17 protein-coding genes are annotated in these 17,881 nt (G+C 46.2%); 11 read left to right on the forward strand and 6 right to left on the reverse strand.

Annotated elements, in window-relative coordinates:
* Positions 1-160: 160 nt before the first annotated feature.
* Entirely contained in the window at positions 161-406 is a 246-nt protein-coding gene (locus LZZ85_RS28855; RefSeq protein ID WP_237874879.1) for a hypothetical protein, read from the reverse strand.
* On the opposite strand from LZZ85_RS28855, the gene LZZ85_RS18305 reads away from it, so the two are divergent.
* The gene (locus LZZ85_RS18305; RefSeq protein WP_432422774.1) at positions 378-452 is read left to right on the forward strand and encodes a hypothetical protein; all 75 of its coding nucleotides are present in this window, start codon (positions 378-380) and stop codon (positions 450-452) included. The genes LZZ85_RS28855 and LZZ85_RS18305 overlap by 29 nt on opposite strands.
* Before the next feature lie 22 nt (positions 453-474).
* Here the strand turns inward: LZZ85_RS18305 and LZZ85_RS18310 are convergent, their stop codons facing one another.
* The 3 genes from LZZ85_RS18310 to LZZ85_RS18320 are packed head-to-tail and all read right to left on the reverse strand — an operon-like array spanning position 475 to position 4,940.
* The gene (locus tag LZZ85_RS18310; protein WP_237874793.1) at positions 475-1,890 is read right to left on the reverse strand and encodes a TolC family protein; all 1,416 of its coding nucleotides are present in this window, start codon (positions 1,888-1,890) and stop codon (positions 475-477) included.
* Between the two features lie 12 nt (positions 1,891-1,902).
* Positions 1,903-3,261 carry an HlyD family secretion protein gene (locus LZZ85_RS18315; RefSeq protein WP_237874794.1) on the reverse strand — a complete coding sequence of 453 codons (1,359 nt, stop codon included), beginning with the start codon at positions 3,259-3,261 and terminating at the stop codon, positions 1,903-1,905.
* 11 nt (positions 3,262-3,272) lie between these two features.
* Entirely contained in the window at positions 3,273-4,940 is a 1,668-nt protein-coding gene (locus LZZ85_RS18320; protein ID WP_237874795.1) for a peptidase domain-containing ABC transporter, read from the reverse strand.
* 164 nt (positions 4,941-5,104) lie between these two features.
* On the opposite strand from LZZ85_RS18320, the gene LZZ85_RS18325 reads away from it, so the two are divergent.
* The gene (locus LZZ85_RS18325; protein WP_237874796.1) at positions 5,105-5,761 is read left to right on the forward strand and encodes a TetR/AcrR family transcriptional regulator; all 657 of its coding nucleotides are present in this window, start codon (positions 5,105-5,107) and stop codon (positions 5,759-5,761) included.
* A 119-nt stretch (positions 5,762-5,880) separates the two neighbouring features.
* Here the strand turns inward: LZZ85_RS18325 and LZZ85_RS18330 are convergent, their stop codons facing one another.
* Positions 5,881-9,027, reverse strand: coding sequence for a T9SS type A sorting domain-containing protein (locus LZZ85_RS18330; RefSeq protein WP_237874797.1), 3,147 nt, complete (start codon positions 9,025-9,027; stop codon positions 5,881-5,883).
* An 890-nt stretch (positions 9,028-9,917) separates the two neighbouring features.
* Here LZZ85_RS18330 and LZZ85_RS18335 point away from each other — a divergent pair.
* From LZZ85_RS18335 to LZZ85_RS18350, 4 genes are all read left to right on the forward strand, one after another.
* Positions 9,918-10,535, forward strand: a complete 618-nt coding sequence (locus LZZ85_RS18335) for a Crp/Fnr family transcriptional regulator (protein ID WP_237874798.1) — start codon at positions 9,918-9,920, stop codon at positions 10,533-10,535.
* 289 nt (positions 10,536-10,824) lie between these two features.
* Entirely contained in the window at positions 10,825-11,202 is a 378-nt protein-coding gene (locus tag LZZ85_RS18340; protein WP_237874799.1) for a response regulator, read from the forward strand.
* A 302-nt stretch (positions 11,203-11,504) separates the two neighbouring features.
* The gene (locus LZZ85_RS18345) at positions 11,505-12,191 is read left to right on the forward strand and encodes a response regulator transcription factor (RefSeq protein WP_237874800.1); all 687 of its coding nucleotides are present in this window, start codon (positions 11,505-11,507) and stop codon (positions 12,189-12,191) included.
* A gap of 3 nt (positions 12,192-12,194) precedes the next feature.
* Positions 12,195-13,562, forward strand: a complete 1,368-nt coding sequence (locus LZZ85_RS18350; protein WP_237874801.1) for a sensor histidine kinase — start codon at positions 12,195-12,197, stop codon at positions 13,560-13,562.
* Here LZZ85_RS18350 and LZZ85_RS18355 read toward each other — a convergent pair.
* On the reverse strand, positions 13,537-13,905 hold the full coding sequence (locus LZZ85_RS18355; RefSeq protein WP_237874802.1) for a response regulator: 369 nt from the start codon (positions 13,903-13,905) through the stop codon (positions 13,537-13,539). The genes LZZ85_RS18350 and LZZ85_RS18355 overlap by 26 nt on opposite strands.
* Before the next feature lie 306 nt (positions 13,906-14,211).
* On the opposite strand from LZZ85_RS18355, the gene LZZ85_RS18360 reads away from it, so the two are divergent.
* The 5 genes from LZZ85_RS18360 (at position 14,212) to LZZ85_RS18380 (ending at position 17,565) form a co-directional block, all read left to right on the forward strand.
* Positions 14,212-14,604: a hypothetical protein gene (locus tag LZZ85_RS18360; RefSeq protein ID WP_237874803.1), complete on the forward strand. Its 393-nt coding sequence runs from the start codon at positions 14,212-14,214 to the stop codon at positions 14,602-14,604.
* Between the two features lie 103 nt (positions 14,605-14,707).
* Complete coding sequence (locus LZZ85_RS18365; protein WP_237874804.1) at positions 14,708-15,151, forward strand: thioredoxin family protein; 444 nt, start codon at positions 14,708-14,710, stop codon at positions 15,149-15,151.
* Between the two features lie 3 nt (positions 15,152-15,154).
* Positions 15,155-16,078: an FAD:protein FMN transferase gene (locus LZZ85_RS18370; protein WP_237874805.1), complete on the forward strand. Its 924-nt coding sequence runs from the start codon at positions 15,155-15,157 to the stop codon at positions 16,076-16,078.
* A complete protein-coding gene (locus LZZ85_RS18375) occupies positions 16,075-16,308 on the forward strand; it encodes a DUF4266 domain-containing protein (RefSeq protein ID WP_237874806.1) in 234 nt (77 codons plus the stop codon). Before LZZ85_RS18370 ends, LZZ85_RS18375 begins: the two co-directional genes overlap by 4 nt.
* 72 nt (positions 16,309-16,380) lie before the next feature.
* Positions 16,381-17,565, forward strand: coding sequence for a DUF3570 domain-containing protein (locus tag LZZ85_RS18380; RefSeq protein WP_237874807.1), 1,185 nt, complete (start codon positions 16,381-16,383; stop codon positions 17,563-17,565).
* Positions 17,566-17,881: the final 316 nt, after the last annotated feature.

Consider the following 17,881-nt stretch of genomic DNA (forward strand, 5'->3'; position numbering starts at 1 on the left):
CATGGGAAGGCCTCGGACGCGGCGATACGCAACGGACGCGTCGAAATAGCCGGGAGGTAACATTGCATTTCTCCGCGCTCGCCGCATCCGCAGCGTTCCTAATAAGCCCCGGCTTGCATTAACATTGTGTCAGGAATTAAGCCTCCCGACCACAATACAATCAGGATGCCTCTACGACAACGCCGCTTCTGTTTAACGCCCTTTCAAATGTACTGGTGACATTGGCCTTGCCGATGGCGAACAATAAACGTGCAGTTTTCAGTTCCCGCAGCACCTGTTCGGTGGAGATCAATATGAGCCGCAGCGGTCTCGCGGGCCTTTTGTAGACGGTAAGGGAAAATGTGGTGAGGATCCTGGGAGAGTTCAAGGAAGAGGCGATAATTGAAACGAAGGGAAGAAAGATCATCGTGCATAATATTAATAAATTGCTTGCTATTGCGGATTACCGGTAGACATTTTTTACTATCCGGCTTCCTACTCCGCCGCCATCAACCCCGCTGCCCATCGGATCCCATAAGCAGCTTTGCGATACTTTACCTGCAACTCAATCACTTTCTGCTGCATTTCCAGTGTCTTATTCTCTCTTGCATTGATCAGGAACATCGAACTCTCGCCCTGTGTGAATTTCAATTCCTCCGTTCTTAACAATGCGGTGTAGGCGGTAGTCATCTCCCGCGCAGCCTGCAACTGATCCTGCAACTGAACAGCTTCTGCATAATACTTCCTGACCTTATTCTGCAGGTCCCATTGCTTCTTTTGCAATTCAATATTGTTATCCCTGATCTTGATCAGCACATTTTTATAGTCGCCGCGCTCCTGCCGTAGAAGCAATGGAACACGTACGTTGATACCCCACTTGTAATTATTATCGAGGTAAGCCCAGGACATTTTATCATACTGGTAATAATCCTTGCTGAGTACATTTGCCTGCAGGTTGACTACAGGCAGTAGGTTCTGACGTTTCAGCCTGCGTTCGGCATCGAGGATATCTAATTTGAAAAGGGCCGACTGAATCGCGGGATGAGCACTGGTTAGTTCTGTGATCAACGAAGTTGTGTCTGGCAGCAACTGCAAAGCCGGAAGTGCGAGCGTATCGGGTGTATATTCTTCGGGCAACAGGTAAGGGGCTTCATTCGCTGTCCAGAGATAAGCGGAAAGATCCAGTATTTTTTTATTAAGGTTCAACAAGGCGTCTGATTGCAGCAGCCTGACGTTCTGCAACTGTGCCCAGGCCTCTACCGTATCGGCCATGGCCCGGTCACCATTCTGAAAAGAGATGCTGACAAGCCGTGCCCGTTTTGCTGCTATGCCTATGTAATTTGTATAAACGCGATAGAGATACCATGCACCCGCCCATTCCCAATAAGAAGTGCGGGCATCAAATAACAGATCATTGATCACTAGCAGTCGCTCCTGTGCCGTCTGCTTTGTATAAATTTCCGCCTGGCGGAGCGTAGTGCGTTTCTTATCTGTCAGCAATCCGTTCAGCAACGGCAGCTCCATGCCGATATAACTGGCAACCCCACGGGTGCGTTCAGGATTGATGTATTGACCTTCCGCTTTTTCAAAGCCTGTTTTCAGGTTAACGCCTGCAGCCGTCGGGATCTTCAGTTCGGGATTGGCGTAATGATAATAGTTAACCCCATCCAGCGTTTTAGCAGTATTGCCCGTTTCAAATAGCGGATCGAACGCGCCACGTGCACTGAGAAGATCGGCCGCTGCTTTTTGCGTCAGCAGATCGGCTTGCTTTATGACCGGGTGATATTGCTTCACCTGCTGAATGAATGACTCTTCCGTTAGCAACTGCGTATCCTGTGCAGATGCTGTAATGTAACGCATCAGTAGCAGCATGACGGTAACTGGTATATATTTCAATATCACGTGTCTCATTTGTCGACTGATCTATTTGTACATGACCTTTTCTTTCTGACCGGATTCTTCCAGCTGATAATACTCAGGTGGAAAGCCGTTGATGTTCCGCCACAGTTCATAATATACAGGAACATCTTTCAGCAACATGATGCCTTCCGCGCCACCGCCTATCCGCAACAGTGCTGGCCATTTCCTGTCTGCTGTATCTTCCACTACCAACACGCGGAATTTACCATTGGCGCTCACTGAATTCTCCACAGCCACCACCTTACCGCCAAATGTGCCGTAACTGCCACCCGGCCAGCCACTGAAGACGATGGCCGGAAAACCATCGAATACAAACCTCACTGTCTGCCCCCGGCTGATCAACGGAAGATCCATCGGCTTTACAAACAGTTCGATCGCATACTGGATCTTATCCGGAACGATCTCAACGATCATATCGCCTTCTTTGAGGAACTCTCCTATCCCGGCCTTCCTGGCCTTCGTGATCTGTCCGCTCTGCGGTGCAATGATATAATACAGCTTACTCCGCGCATCGTAGTTTGCCAGTTGATTCTGTAGTTTCAAGAGCTCCGCTTCGGTGCTGGCAGCGTCAGATAACGAGGAGAACCTGTCACCGCTCACTTTGGCGATCTTATCCGTATATTCCTGCAAAGTTGACTGTTGCTCGATCCGGAGATTGATCATCTCCTGTTTGCTCTGTTGAAGTTTATTGCTGGCACTGTTCCATTTCGCAAGTCCGTTCTGGTAATTGATCTTCCTTCTTTCAAAGTCGGTCAGCGAGATCGCTCCGCTATCGAGCATCACACGGGCAGCTTCCGACTGGCGTTTATAAGCTTCCAGTTCATTGGTTGCCGCTGAAAGATCAGCCTCTTCAGTCCTGATCTTTAATTCCTGCTGCGCGATCTTGTTGTCCAGCGACTGCAGCTTGAGTTCCCTTGCTTGTTGCAGGGCTTGTGATTGGACGACAGTCGTTGCTGCTTTTCCCCGGTAACTTTCCATGGTCTGTTGCTTGGCGCTGATCTGCTGCTGCGTTCTGTTAAGCAATTGAGGATCGAAATAATCCACTTTCACCTCACCAAGTTGCAACAGTGTATCTCCCGCCTTTACAAAATCGCCCTCTTTGATATGCCATTTCATAATACTGCCGCCGATCATGGTGTTCACCTGTTGAGGGCGTTGTTCCTGCCGCAGTGTTGTCACCGTTCCTCTTGCACGGATGTTCTGCGTCCACGGTAAGAACATGATCGCTAACAGCAGTAAGAGCAGTCCCCATAGCCATCTTTTTATCCTGCTCTTACGATAGAACAGGTAAATATTGGAAAAACATCGAAGCTTGCTTTCGCCCGCTATGGTGTCTATATCTGATTGTAAATACTTGCTCATGTTATACGTTTTTAGGACAGTACTTCTCCCTCAGGGCTAAGTTGGATCAACTGGTCGCAATACTGGCTGAGCGTTTCATCCTGTGAAGCGATAAGTGTGGTAGACGCTGCCTCTTTCCTGATATAGGCAATCATCTTCGCTTTATTTTCATTCGGAAGGTGTGCAAATGGCTCCTCCAGCAACAGCAATTTATGTTCGGCAAGCAATGCTCTTACGAGAAGGATATTCCTGCGGACATTTTCTGACAGTTTATTACCTACGGGCAGCAACTGCGTATCGTATCCCTTCCCAGAAGATTTCACAAAATTGATCAGACCTGTTCTCTCGCAAAGCTCATTTACCTGCTGCATAGTGATGGCATCATTGCCCATCGTGAGGTTTTCCCAAAGCGTTCCCTGGAAGATATCCTGGCTACCGAGCAGTATGCCAGTGTTCCTGCGCAGGTTGGCCACATCGTAATTAGCTACAGGTGCGCTGTTCAGCAAAACATGTCCTGTATAATTTTTAAAAGCCCCTGTCAGCAGCCGCAGCACGGTGGACTTACCTGAACCGGATACGCCTTTGATCTGCACCATTTGTCCTGCCTTTATGCTGAAGTTGATATCCTTCAGCACAGGTTTGTTATTGCCATAAGCAAACCCCACCTGCTTGAATTCAACAGAAACGCCCTCCTGTTCTACCGGCAGTTGCAGGCTGCCGCTTTGTTCTGTTTCCGCATTAGTGATCGCGCTTAACTTTTCCACTGAAACGATCGCATCATAAACAGTATCAAGATTGACGATCAGCTTTTCGATAGAAGCGATGATCGCAATGATCACAATGTCTGCGGCGATAAACTGACCGACATTGATCTGCTGATCTACCAGCAGGTAGGCTCCGATGATCAGCATCGCGGCAGTGATGATGATCTTAAAAGAGATCAGGCTCCAGAACTGCGTTAAAAGAATGCCGAAATAACTGGTTCTGGAAGAAAGGTAATCACTCACCAATGCGTCGGTCTTGTTCATATGAAGTGAAGTGCCTTTCGTATATTTAAAAGACTTAATTGTACGGGCGATCTCCTGCACCCAGGCGGCAACGGCGTATTTATAGTCGCTGGCTTTATAGGCAGTCTGCAGCCCCTTCGTGGAGGTGAGCCGGATGATCGTGAGTACGATCCCAATCAGCACGATCCCAAAGGCAATGAACAAGGGGTGATAAAAAGAAAGCAGCACCACACCCAGTATGACTTGTATCACTGACGCAGGCAACTCGATCATGAGTTTATCAATGCCTTTTTGCAGGGAAACGCTGTCGAAATACCTGTTGACCACTTCCGGCAGATATTCATGATCGAGGTTTTCGATATTGAGTTTCGGAATGCGGTCACTGTATTCAAGCGAATACCTGACGAACAGTTTCTGCTTCACCTTCTCAATGATCTGCAGCTGCCTGACCTGCAAGAGTCCGTTGATGAACACGCCGAAGACAACCATGGCGATCAGCACCACGATGGAGGTTGAGATGGTACCGGCCAGTACAAAGCTGATGATGGATTGAATGCCCAGCGGAAGGGATAGCTGAACGAGCCCTGCCAGCAGGGCGAATACGCAAGCTGCCGCAAAGTCTCTCTTTTCGAGCAGCAGTATCCGGTTGAGCCTCAACACGGATTTTACGAGTGAAACGGTTTTTTCTGCCATTGCGGTTAGTTATGCCTGAGCGAATATTTTTGCAAATATAATAATCAAACTTTTACGAATAATAGTATTACTATCACAAAAGATTGTAAAAATATACCAGTCAATAGTTTAACTTCGGAAAGAATTCTCATTTTTGCGTTATGGAATTTCAGTTGCAGATTAAAATGAATCCCAAGCTCTATTTGCGCGACCCGGAGCAATCCCCGCTTGGAAGGAATATCATCCAGCATAGCATCCGGATGATCCATAAGATCGGGTTTGAGGATTTTACCTTCAAGAAACTGGCAACAGAGATCGGCACAACAGAAGCGAGCATCTACCGGTATTTTGAGAACAAGCACAAGCTGCTCACCTATCTTATCGCCTGGCTATGGACCTGGCTGGAATACCAGTTGATTTATCATACCAATAATGTAACATCGCCAAAGGAAAAGATCAACGTGGTCATCAAACTGCTCACCTTCCAACTATCTGATCAGTTCACCTTCACTCATATCGATAAGAACCTGCTCTACCAGATCGCAATCACAGAGGGCAGCAAGTCCTATCTCACCAAACATGTGACGCAGGATAATAAAGATCGCTTCTTCAAGCCATACAAAGACCTTTGCGGCAGGATCGCTGAGATCTTTAAGGAATACAACAACTCCTATAAATACCCCAGATCGCTGTCAAGCACTTTGCTTGAAATGGCGCATTACCAGTTCTTCTTCAAAAAGAACTTGCCATCGCTGACAGATTTTGGCAACGATAAAGATGATACGGGTGTGGTGCAGTTTTTACAACACATGGTTTTTACATCCCTGAAGAAGGAACGTTAGGTTCCGATAGTAGTCAGATCCTGTAAAAATCAGGATCTGCTGAGTTTCATCTGACAACACGAAATCCATAAGGATTGCACCGGGTGTAAAATGCTATTAAGTTAATCCTTGTTACAGGTTTACCGGATGATAAAAACCTTCGTTGCCTGTCCAGCCCTGATGAAATAAATTCCTTTAGCAAGATTCGCAAGCGAAATCACATGGCTTCCTTTGTTCAGTTGCTTTTCCATTATCACGCTCCCCGCAGCATTCAAGAATTGAACACTGCCTGTCGACGCAAGGGTAAGAGCAACCGACCCATTGACGACAGGATTCGGGTAAATCTTCAATTCACTAATGATGGAAGCAATATGGATGCTGATCGTTTTGCTGAAAGAACCTGATCCATCCGCGTCTACCTGGTATAAGCGGTAATAGTTCATTCCTGCTGCGGGTTGTTTATGTAAATAACTATAACGGCTCTCCAGTTGGGCGTTACCGGTGGCGGCAATCGTTCCGAGGTCCTTCCAGTTTTGTGCATCGGTACCATGCTGGACCCGGTAATGTACAGCACGCTCTTCCATAGCAGTTCTCCAATCCAGCACTACTGCTCCCTGTTCAAGTTTAGCGGTGAAATCCATCCAGGTTACCGGCAACACCACCGCAGCATCTCCCACCACAAATGGCGAAAAGCTTCCTGTATATCCCTGGTATGTCAGCGTATTGGATGTAAAGGACGTACTACCAGTTTGCTTTTGCCAGCCTGATGCATAATGATACAAGGCAGCACTCGAAAACGAAGAATTTATTTCATCGCTATTCCAGTTGAACAACAGATCTATCCCACTACCACCATTGGCATTTGCCTTGCCTATATCCCAGGTGCGTTTGACATATTTACCGGATACAGGTGTGCCACTATACCCATTCATATAAACATCATCCAGCACACGCACGCGGAATTCATCAGTGGAGCCTGTGCGGTTAGTGATCGTCACCGGGTTAAAGCTGCTGTTGCCTGTTGCAAAACTGAACGTTGCATTGTTGACAAGTGTCTTCCTGAGTTGTCCCGCCCCATTTGTCCGGATATAGTTTGTAGCATTCACATCATAAAGAACGCCGTTGACAGTAAGATCAAAGTTTCCCAGAATGATTTTACGGTTACTTCCGTTAAAATGAAGATCACCAATGATTCTTGAAGCATCGAGGACAAGATCGGCGGTGGCAGAAGGATCAATGATAATGTTTGCGCCGGTAGCCGGAACGGCCGCGTCCCTCCAGTTTGTACCAGTATTGTAATCCGTGGTAGATCCCGTCCACACTGCACCGTTCTCCCTGAGCAGAATGTTGATGCCGCTTGTCAGTACAGGATTAAAAACCGACGTATTGATATCGGTATTGTAACGTACTTTGCCGATCTGTGTGCTGACCAACTGATACAGTCCACTGCTGCCGGCAAGTGTTCCCGAATGTAGCCGTATGCTTCCGCCTGTTCCTGCGGATAAGGCAGGTGTACCCGTTACAGTGATGTCTCCCCCGGCAATTGTACCGGCAGTGCTTCCGGATCCGGCAGCGATCACCATAGCTGTTGCGCTTGTGCTCTGCGAAGCAATGTTCCCGCTGATCGTGATGCCATGCGCGGGTGTGCGGATACTGATCGTTCCTGTGGCTGCGATATTCTTCAACTCAAGTGCGGCATTGTTAATGAAACTGATCGCCGTGGCGTTGCCCGATAATTTCGACACATTGTTACTTGTATTCGTAAGGGCGAAACTGCCCCTCTCAAGATCCAATTGTTGCGCGGCTGCAGTGATTGCACCTGTTTGCGTCACTGCGCCCGATGTTTGCAGGCTGATATCATCATTAAAAGAGACTGTGGCCACAGAGATATTCCCGGTCTGCGTGCTATTCCCAATCACGATGCGGCTAAAGCCATCCACAAAGTTGGTGGAGAAATAGGTCGCGGGTAGTGCAAGCGTACCGGTAGCTCCGCCAATGCCGATCACTGTTGATGCTGTAAGAGGCTCGAGGGAAAGTTCCCCGGTCGACTGAAAACGTGCGGCTGCAGGTAGCGCGGCCAGTCGGTTGGTCCTGATACCGATGTTGCCACTGCAGGTATTAACGCCGTCATATCCTACATTGATGCCCCCACTGATCGCAATGCCATTCAATGAAGCATTGGCACTGCGTCCGATAAATGTAATATTGCCGGTTTGGCTATAGACCCGGCGGCTGCCCGACCCTCCACCGGAAAATACCAATCCTCCATAGGATGTGTTTGACACATTCTTATTATTCCCATCGATCGTTACCGCTCCGCTGACAGAGCTGATCTCATTAATACCAAGTGTGCCTACCAGCCATTCGAAAATACCCACTCCCCCACTGTGATTGAAATTATAGCTCGTGATAGATTCCCCCACCAGTGATATCCCACCAGAAGTTGACCGAATAGTGTTCGGCTCGGTTGATCTGTCGGAGGCCAGCAGGATACCCCAGAACCAACCACTGGCATTTCTTACAGAAGCTGATATCCCTGTCAGTGAAATGCTGCCTGCGTCTGAAATTATACTGGATCCTCTTTGTACCAGCACACCTATATGCCCATAGGCAACACTTTCCCCGGAAGATTCACCGGCGAGATAGATATTTCCACCGCCAGAGCTGATAGAAGAATTATCGATGGTGATTGCATTCTGGTAATCCTGCGACTGGTTATTCAATTGTTGTATCTGCGAAACGGATAAGACTGTTTTGGCGCGGGCATATCCGTTTCCAACGGTCAGCCCGTTCCAGATGGTAGAGCCTGACCCGCCGGCCATCCATAGATGACCGCCGTTCGTGGTGATGCGGCTGCCGGGTTTACAATGGATCATTCCTCCGCCCGTGCCATCAGCATCTGACCAGCATACCAAGTTCAGAGAACTTCCGGTGGCGGTGATTGCACGGCTGCCCGTTAGTGTGATATCCCCATTGGTTTTTAAAGTCAGCGTGCGTATGGTATTCAATGCCGGCAGGATATCCTGATCAATAATGATCTCTCCTGATGCAACAATGATAAGGCTTCCTGTGCTCTCCAAATGGTTAGTGATAACAGATGCCTGAATGCTTGCTGCTCCGCCTGAAACAGTTAATATATTCCCTGATAGCGACCAGTTAGTGCCGGAAACCCCTGTTTGCCCTGAGGAAATAACAGATAATGTATTCTGTGCTGATACTCCCGAGACGCAGATACCCGTCACAAGCAGTAAGAGCATTCGAAGATGGTTTTGTAAAAATGGTTTCATTGGATTGTTTTTTAGAATAAGGGATTTTTATGCGACCGGCGCTAAGTATTCAGGAAATAGTCAAGCCGTCAATGGCTATAAAATCGGATGAGTATGATATTTACTACAGTATAACAGAAGCGCTGGTGTTTTGTCTGGCCGGAAGCTGCCGGAAACTGATGAGGTTGAACAACTGATCTCATGGTAGTGGATTTATGTAAGCGATTTTTACAATCTCACATCACGAAACTAATATCCCATTCATGTCTGCGCAAGCCGCGCATCCGGAAAAACCGTTTTATTGACAATTACCAATATTTTTTTTACAAGGCACACACCGCCGCCTAAGAAGCCTTGCCAAGCTTCCCGTTGATCATACAGAAGGTATGCTTGGATAGAACAGACCTGGTGTTGATCAGGAATAATCATGCTGTCGGCGAAATCTGCGTTTCCTGCTGCCAGGAAGATCAGCGCTTAAAGATAAATTATTGAGAAAGAGATATAAATCTGCGGAATCAGCGGGGATATACGCCAGCCAATAAAAAATGTGCGCTACCAACAGGCCAAAGAAGGGTCAATAAAAAAAGCTCCGGGTAGAAACCGGGAGCTTTCCTGATTAATATTTTTATTAACCATTAACCTTATCCTATGAAAATTCAGGTCAAAGATAGATGCTTGTTAAATACATGAATAGGAAAATTGTGAATTTAACAATGCATATCAGGCACCAGCGGTCTACAGGTCAAGAGAAGATGTCCGGCAACACTGTCAGCCATTTCAGCGGGCGGATTATTGAAATGGACTTCACTAATTGCTGACACACAATTACTAATTCAAGCCGGCAATAATAAAAACAATACATTTGCTGCAAACAACCTTCCACCTTGTTTGATCATAACGTACAGCCATCATTGATTACAATCAACAACGATCCGGGTTTTATAAAGAATGTGAATGAACTCATCGCAGCACTCTCCTGGTTTCATCCAGTTTCTGATGAAATTGCTGAATTCTTCCGGCATCATCTATTTCCCATAAAACTCCCAAAAAAGAAACTGCTGCTCAAGGCTGGTATGGTTTGCGGACATTTGTATTTTATCAAGAAGGGTGCGATCCGCGGATTTTTAAAACACGGAGCAAAAGAGATCACCACCTGGATAACCGTCGATGGAGAAATTGTCACTTCTATCGGCGGGCTGAATGGTCAACAGGCCTCCAAAGAATACATTCAATCTGTTGAAGCAAGCGAATTACTCGCTATGAAATTTGAGGACCTTGAAAAATTATATGACACTTTTCCAGCCTTCAATATCATTGGCAGAAAGTTGCTGCAGAAATATTATCACGATGCCGAAAACCGGGCATTACTGGTCCGCATACCTAAAGCGGAACACCGCTATCTTCATTTTATCGATACGCAGTCGCACCTGGCCAACCGTATACCCCTCACATATATTGCGTCATACCTGGGGCTCAGATTAGAAACCCTGAGTAAAGTCCGCAGCAAGATTGCCAGACATGCACGCTAAAGTATCCCGGTTGTAGATTCCCGCAGATGAATACAACCTTGACGGTTGTCAGAAAATTGCCGGAGGAAGGCGATGCAATGTGTTTGGCCCGAAATCAGCCCAGGCCTTATGCGGGCGGCCTGCATACACAATGGGGATAATATTCCTCCGGGTGCGGAAAGTTCCAGAATTCGTTTAACGTTTAGCGAAGAAGTTGCAGACAACATTTAACACAGGATCAGATCATCAATGATTTTGAGCTGGCATGTTGATTGGTTTGTGATGGCAGTCCCACAAAATCTTGTTTTAAATGACACGCATTCTACTTGTTGACGACGACGTTGATTTGCTTATCTCTCTTAAAACATTTCTTAAGAAGCAGGGATATGAGATCACCACAACGACCACCTGTTCAAGTGGATTGAACATTCTGAGATCAGTTGAGCCCAATCTGGTAATATTGGATATAAATGTAGGCGAGGAAGACGGAAGATCGATGTGCCGGCAGATCAAAAGAGAAGCTGAGCTGCAACATATACCGGTCATCCTCATCTCAGCTAACCATCAGGAGCTCGGGTTTTACAAAAATTACGGAGCCAATGCATCCTTACCCAAGCCATTCCGCCTCAACGATCTGTCTGAACTGATACAGAAGACCTTATCTGGTGATAACACAATTCAGCAATAATATCGCTCATCACCGCCTCCGGAGCTGCACGAACCAATGTTCCGGTCCGGTGTTATAGTCATGCAGACGTTTAAATGGCCACCTTTGCTGAAGGAATTAAATTTTCTTCATCTGAATGAAAGAATCTTAATGCATCATTTTAGCTCATTTTCCACCCGGATGATAGTTTTGGGCCGCGTTAAAGAATTGGGTATATGAATTGCCACCTAAAGAAGATATTAGAATCTGCATCCGTTCTCTGTTCTGTTAGCTAATCATTTTGCCAGTAACTTTTAATCCGCCCTGTGTCACCAGTTTAACCGATGAAAATTTTATTAATAGAGGACGAACCTAAAATTGGACTTTTTCTATGCGAGGGGTTAACAGATCTTGGACATACCTGTGATCATATTACCGATGGAGCAGCAGCGCTGAAAGCCGCCTTCTCCGGAGGTTACGATCTGATCATACTGGATTTGTTACTGCCGACCTACAATGGTTTCGAAATCCTGGAGACACTTAAGGGCATTCCATCACAAGCACCTCCAATACTTGTACTAAGTGCGTTGAGTGATACAAAACATGTAATACGAGCGTTGGACCTTGGCGCGATAGACTACATAAAAAAGCCATTTGATTTTGAAGAACTGCTGGCGCGTATCAGGAAAATAAAGCGCATGCAGTCCCAAAATCCGATCTATCATCTGCAGATCGATGACCTGCAGCTCGATCTTCTCACCCGTGAAGTAACCAGAAGCGGCCATAATATACAATTAAGCTCCAGGGAATTCATGCTACTGGAATTTTTGATGAATCGCCCTAACCAGGTAGTAACCAAGGCTGAGATCCTTAAAGGCGTATGGAAGATCAACTTTGATCCCGGAAGCAATATCGTAGAAGTACATATGTACCAGTTGAGAAAGAAACTGGAATTAGACAATTCTAATTCCCTTATTCAGACAGTTGTTGGTAGAGGTTACATGATCATGGGAGACATCATTAAGAGCTAACTTATGTCACCACTGAAAAAGTATATCGGGCTCAAAAGAAAGATCTCAATCATTTTTAGCATTATTTTCCTTTTCCTCGGACTTTGTTTTAATAGCTGGGATTACCGTCGTATCAAAGGACTGCTGATTTCAAATCATGACTGGTATCTCACTACAAAAGCTGGTGAAGAAATAACGAAACCCGATACCGGGAGATGTATTGCATATATACGCGAAGACACTTTACTGCAGAAAAGAATAGGGGCCAGAACAGACACCTCAGTCACCTGCACTATTGCGGGGTTTCCTGATCTGACAAAGCTTAAGCCCGGTATCACAGATACGCTGGGCTACCGCTTCGCCCTGGTTGAAAGTAATAACCCAGCAAAGAAGCAGCTAATTGTTTTTGGACTAAAAAACAGTAAGCTTTATGCCCATTTATCTACGATATTGTACTGGCTGGTGTTGTCTACTATTTTAAGTGCTGTGCTTGCCGGAGTATTATTCTATTTCACCCTCAGGCTTATCTTATCGCCTCTACAATTGCTGATCGAACGCGTAAAAAACTTTACCGCCACTCACTCACCCCAGCCGCTGCACCTGCAGCCCGCCGGAGATGAATTGTACGAACTGACCTCTTCGATCAACGGCATGATGAAACGGATAGAAGATTCCATCCGGCAGCAGCAGGGCTTCTTCGCATCTGCTTCACATGAATTAAAGACACCGTTGGCTATACTACGCACAGAGTTGGAGGTAAGATTGGCTAAACCAGATGCAGATACACACAACAGCGTGTTCTTAAGAAATCAACTGGAGGAAATTGTACGATTGCAGGATGTGGTCAACCATTTTCTCGTGGTAAGCCAGGCAAGAACCGGCAGCCTTTCCATCTTTTGTCAGCCATTTGATATAATGTTACTGCTCTTGCAGGTATTTGAACGTCTTCAACCGATCCTGCATAAAACCCGCCTCATTCCTACTCTTCATTTTGATAACGAAATTGCCGGAAAACTGATCAATGCGGATAAGGACATGCTGCGGATCGTGCTGATGAATTTACTGACCAATTGCACTAAATATGGCATCCCGGGTTCAAGACTGAATTGCACAGTTTCCGCATCCGGTGAAACAAATCAGTTGAGCATACAGATCACCAACGCTATTGAAGAAGAATCGCTGAATACAGACAAACTGCGCAATGCGTTTGTTCGCGGATCGGTATCCGGGGAGGGCTCAGGGTTGGGTTTGTGGCTGGCAAACGAGATCATTACACAGCATAACGGAAAATTAAAGATCCTCAGCATTGATCAGACTTTCACCGCCATCATCCTGATCCCGGGGCTACAGGCCGCAGATGAACTGGTCATGAAGGAAAATAACGTTCAATGACACCTGTAAGATCTGCAAGCTCACATGGCTTCCTGATATAACCATCTGCACCAACCTCCTTCGCCAGATCTGCAAGCTCGTTATGCGCACTGAAGTAAATCACCGGGATCGACCTGTGATCGGCATGTGCTTTCAGCATTCTGATAGCGTCTGCGCCATTCATACCCGGCATATGATGATCCATAATGATCAACCGCGGGCGATATTGCTCTATTACTTCAACCAAACGTGAACAATCCGGTATGGTAAAAACATCGTATCCCCTGCTGTTAAAAAGGGTCTCGCAAATAAAACGGTGCTCGGGTTCGTCGTCAACTATTAAAATCTTCTTTTCACCTGTCATGGTAACAACAAATAAGCCTTCAAGGTAGTTACAATGTTTGTGTATACTGCCGTTTCTCCTGCCTATGAAGAGAATTTAATAACCGGGGAATTATTTTCCCTCCCTTTTACTTTAGATCAGAGGGGTATAACCATTGTTAGTACCGGTATTGACTTAGCCCATAAGATCTGATTGAGATTTTTATTGACCTAACTCAAGAAGAATAACCCCTCACACTCCATATCCTCGTTAATGAATTCTAAATTAACAGCTATGTGCAGACAACTATTGGGAATATTGCAACGATTATGTAACTTATACATATAAATGAAAAGATCCGGCGCGATAGTATTTTTCCTCATCTACCTGGCAGCGGTCATCCAGATCGAACAACTGGTCAAGATCCCCGTCCTGTTCCAGCATTACCGGGAACACATCCGTATGGAGGGGAAAATCTCTTTTCTGGCCTTCCTGCAGGAACACTACGTTCAGGATGACGGCCCTGATGCCGACTATGCACGCGACATGCAGTTACCGTTTAAAACGTCCCATCACTTTTTTATACTGATGACCGCTGCAGCGCCCAAACCTGCTGCGGATTATGTTAGTCCCGCGGTCGATCCCAGGAGCCATTATATAAGCCCGTTCGATGATCCAGGCCCTGCAAATCTTTTTACAGATCAGATCTTCCAGCCTCCGCGACGCAGCTCACTCATTTAAAAGTTAAAAGGTTTAAAAATTTAACGTTTGCATTGAACTGGTAAACATTAAACTTTAAAAACTCCACTTCTCTATCCATTTTATTTCACTACACCCTTAAAGTATGAGATATATTTTAATGGCATGGTTATGCCTTGCCTTGCCGTTCTCACAGGATTGGATGAGCGATATGAGTAAAGCTGCAGCCATCGCCCGTGATCAGAAAAAACTGATCCTGCTTAATTTCTCCGGATCCGACTGGTGCGCGCCCTGTGTGCGACTGAAAAAAGAGATCCTGCAGTCAACCGAATTCGGCGAGGCCGCTAGTTCGCTGGTTCTCGTGAATGCAGATTTTCCGCGCAACAGAAAAAACCAACTGAGCAAAGAACAGCAGCAATTGAACAATGAACTTGCAGATCGCTACAATCCCGAGGGAAAGTTTCCCTATACGCTTTTGCTTAATGCCGAAGGAAAAGTATTACGTGCATGGGACGGGTTCCCATCCAACGGCAAAACAGCTTTCCTCGAAGAATTAAAAAAACAATCCATACAAAATGCACCTAAGTGACCAATGAAAGAATATAGACGATCGTCACGGCTGATGGGCAATCATTTTGAGATCACTGTTCTTGCCGGCAATGAACAGAACGCTCATGAGTTTATCGAAACAGGATTTAACGAAATAGAGCGGATCGAAAAACTACTGACGACTTTTGATGAGTCCAGCCAGGTGAATAAAGTGAACGCGAAAGCCGGTATTAGCTCCGTTAAGGTAGATCGCGAAGTATTCGATCTTATTGCACGATCTATCCGGATATCAGGCATCACTGACGGCGCATTTGATATCACCTACGGTTCTATTGACAAGCGGCTCTGGAATTTTGACCGGACAATGACCGCATTACCCGACCCGGAAACAGCACGCCGGATGGTCCGCCTGATCGATTATCGCAAAGTGATCCTCGATGAACAAGCCGCCACCGTTTACCTGCCGGAAAAAGGCATGCGGATCGGCTTTGGCGGTATCGGCAAAGGCTATGCGGCTGAAAAAGCAAAGACCTTACTTATGCAGCAGGGAATTCCCGGCGGGATCATTAACGCTTCCGGAGATCTTGCTGCCTGGGGAAAAGATGCATCAGGAAATGACTGGACGGTCGGCATCAGTAATCCCGACAACGCCACCGATGTTTTTTCCTGGCTGCCGCTAAAGGATATGGCCATTGCAACTTCCGGCAATTATGAAAAATATGTGCTCATCAATGGTCAAAAGTATTCGCATACCATCAACCCCAAAACAGGATTGCCGGTAACCGGTATCAAAAGCGTAACCGTTCTTGCCCCGAATGCCGAACTCGCAGATGCTATGACCACACCCGTCATGATCATGGGCATCAAAGCTGGCCTTTCCCTCATCAACCAGGTAAAAGGACTGGCTTGTATAATCATCGACGATCATAAACACATCTATTCATCTTCAAACATTCGATTACAATGAAACAGAATAAACAGATTTTATCCATGCTCGCTGTCATAGCAAGCGTAAGTGCAATGACATTAACTTCCTGCACAACAGTCAAAGAATATCAAAAGAACAAACTCAATGATGGAGAAATGACATTGGGAAACCGGAAAGTAGAAAAAACCGAATTGAGTTTCCAGTCATACAGAGAAGGCGCATCCGGCGCCAACGCCGGCAAATCAGGAGGTGGTTGCGGCTGCAACTAATGTGGTTGCAAATTTAAGAATCAGTTGTACAGCCAGGCAGCGCCGGCTTTAACTAAACACCGTTTAAACATTATGAAAAGAATATTTCTGAGTGCCGCAGGACTCTTCATGCTGTCGCAGCTCATTGCGCAACAAAGAGATTCAACAGGCTTCCAGGCAAGAAAATTAAAGGTCGAAGAAGTGAACCTCGTTTCCAGCTACTATAGCCAGAACGGAAATAATGCTGCCGTTACCGGTGGCATTGGATCGCAAAAACTCACTGATATAGCCAACGTGTTTGACGTAAAATTAGTGGGCTATGATAAGAGAAAAAGAAAGCATTCACTGGATGTGGAGCTTGGTATTGATCATTACACTTCCGCATCCTCTGACAAGGTTGACCTGAAAAGTAATTCATCTGCCTCACATGCCGATACAAGATTTTATCCTTCTGCTGTGTGGACCATCGAAAATGAATTGAAAGGTCACTCTTTTTCTATCGGGCTTTCGTCTTCTACAGAATTTGACTACCAGTCTTTCGGAGGCAATCTTAGCTACTCGAAAAAAACAAAGAACAAAAGCGGGGAATTCACTGCAAAGGCACAGGTTTATCTTGACCAGGTGAAACAGGTGACTCCTGTGGAATTGCGCCCGGGTGGTGAACGTGATGAACATTATCCTGGCGAGAACAGGAATACATTTGCCGGATCACTTTCCTATACGCAGATCATCAATCAGCGGCTACAGGTGGCAGTACTCGCCGACGTCGTGCGGCAACAGGGATTTTTAAGTCTTCCGTTCTACCGCGTTTATTTCAACGACGGCTCTGTTCACCAGGAAAAACTACCGGATAGCCGTTTCAAGCTTCCCCTTGGATTACGCGCGAATTACTTCGTCGGAGATAACATTATCCTTCGAAGCTACTACAGGTTTTATACTGACAACTGGGGGATCCGATCACACACTGCGGAAATGGAAGTGCCTGTGAAACTGAACGCTTTTCTTTCGGTGAGTCCGTTCTACCGGTATTATACGCAAACATCTGTCAAATATTTTGCGCCTTATGAAAAACATACCGCGCAGGATGCGTATTACACGAGCAACTATGATCTGTCAAAATTCAACAGTTCTTTCTTTGGAGCAGGCCTTCGCTGGTTACCGCCACAGGGCCTGTTCGGTTTACAGCATTTCAACATGATTGAGGTGAGGTATGGACACTATAAAAAGAACATTGACATGCAGTCGAACATCATCTCATTGAACTTGCGGTTCAAATAACGCACCTGTGCGACCGGGAGCTGATTAAAGTTGCCTGTTATAGGCTCCCGCTGATTACACAGATGATACTCTCATCTCCAGTGAGATCACGTTAGCTAATGTACAATCCTGACCCTGGAGGCGCTTCGAATATTACGGAGACGATCAGCGTAATCTGCGAAGCGCCTCCAGGATCAGGGTTATTCGATGAAAAAATGATCGCTCCATAGACGAACAGTGTCATCTGCGTAATCAACGGGAACCCAAGCCAGGCAGCTTTTAATCACTCTGTTGCATAAATCTTTCAGAAAAAGTTGTCCGCCCCGCCCACTGACCA

Source organism: Terrimonas ginsenosidimutans (genome assembly GCF_022012415.1).
Classification (GTDB): domain Bacteria; phylum Bacteroidota; class Bacteroidia; order Chitinophagales; family Chitinophagaceae; genus Terrimonas_A; species Terrimonas_A ginsenosidimutans.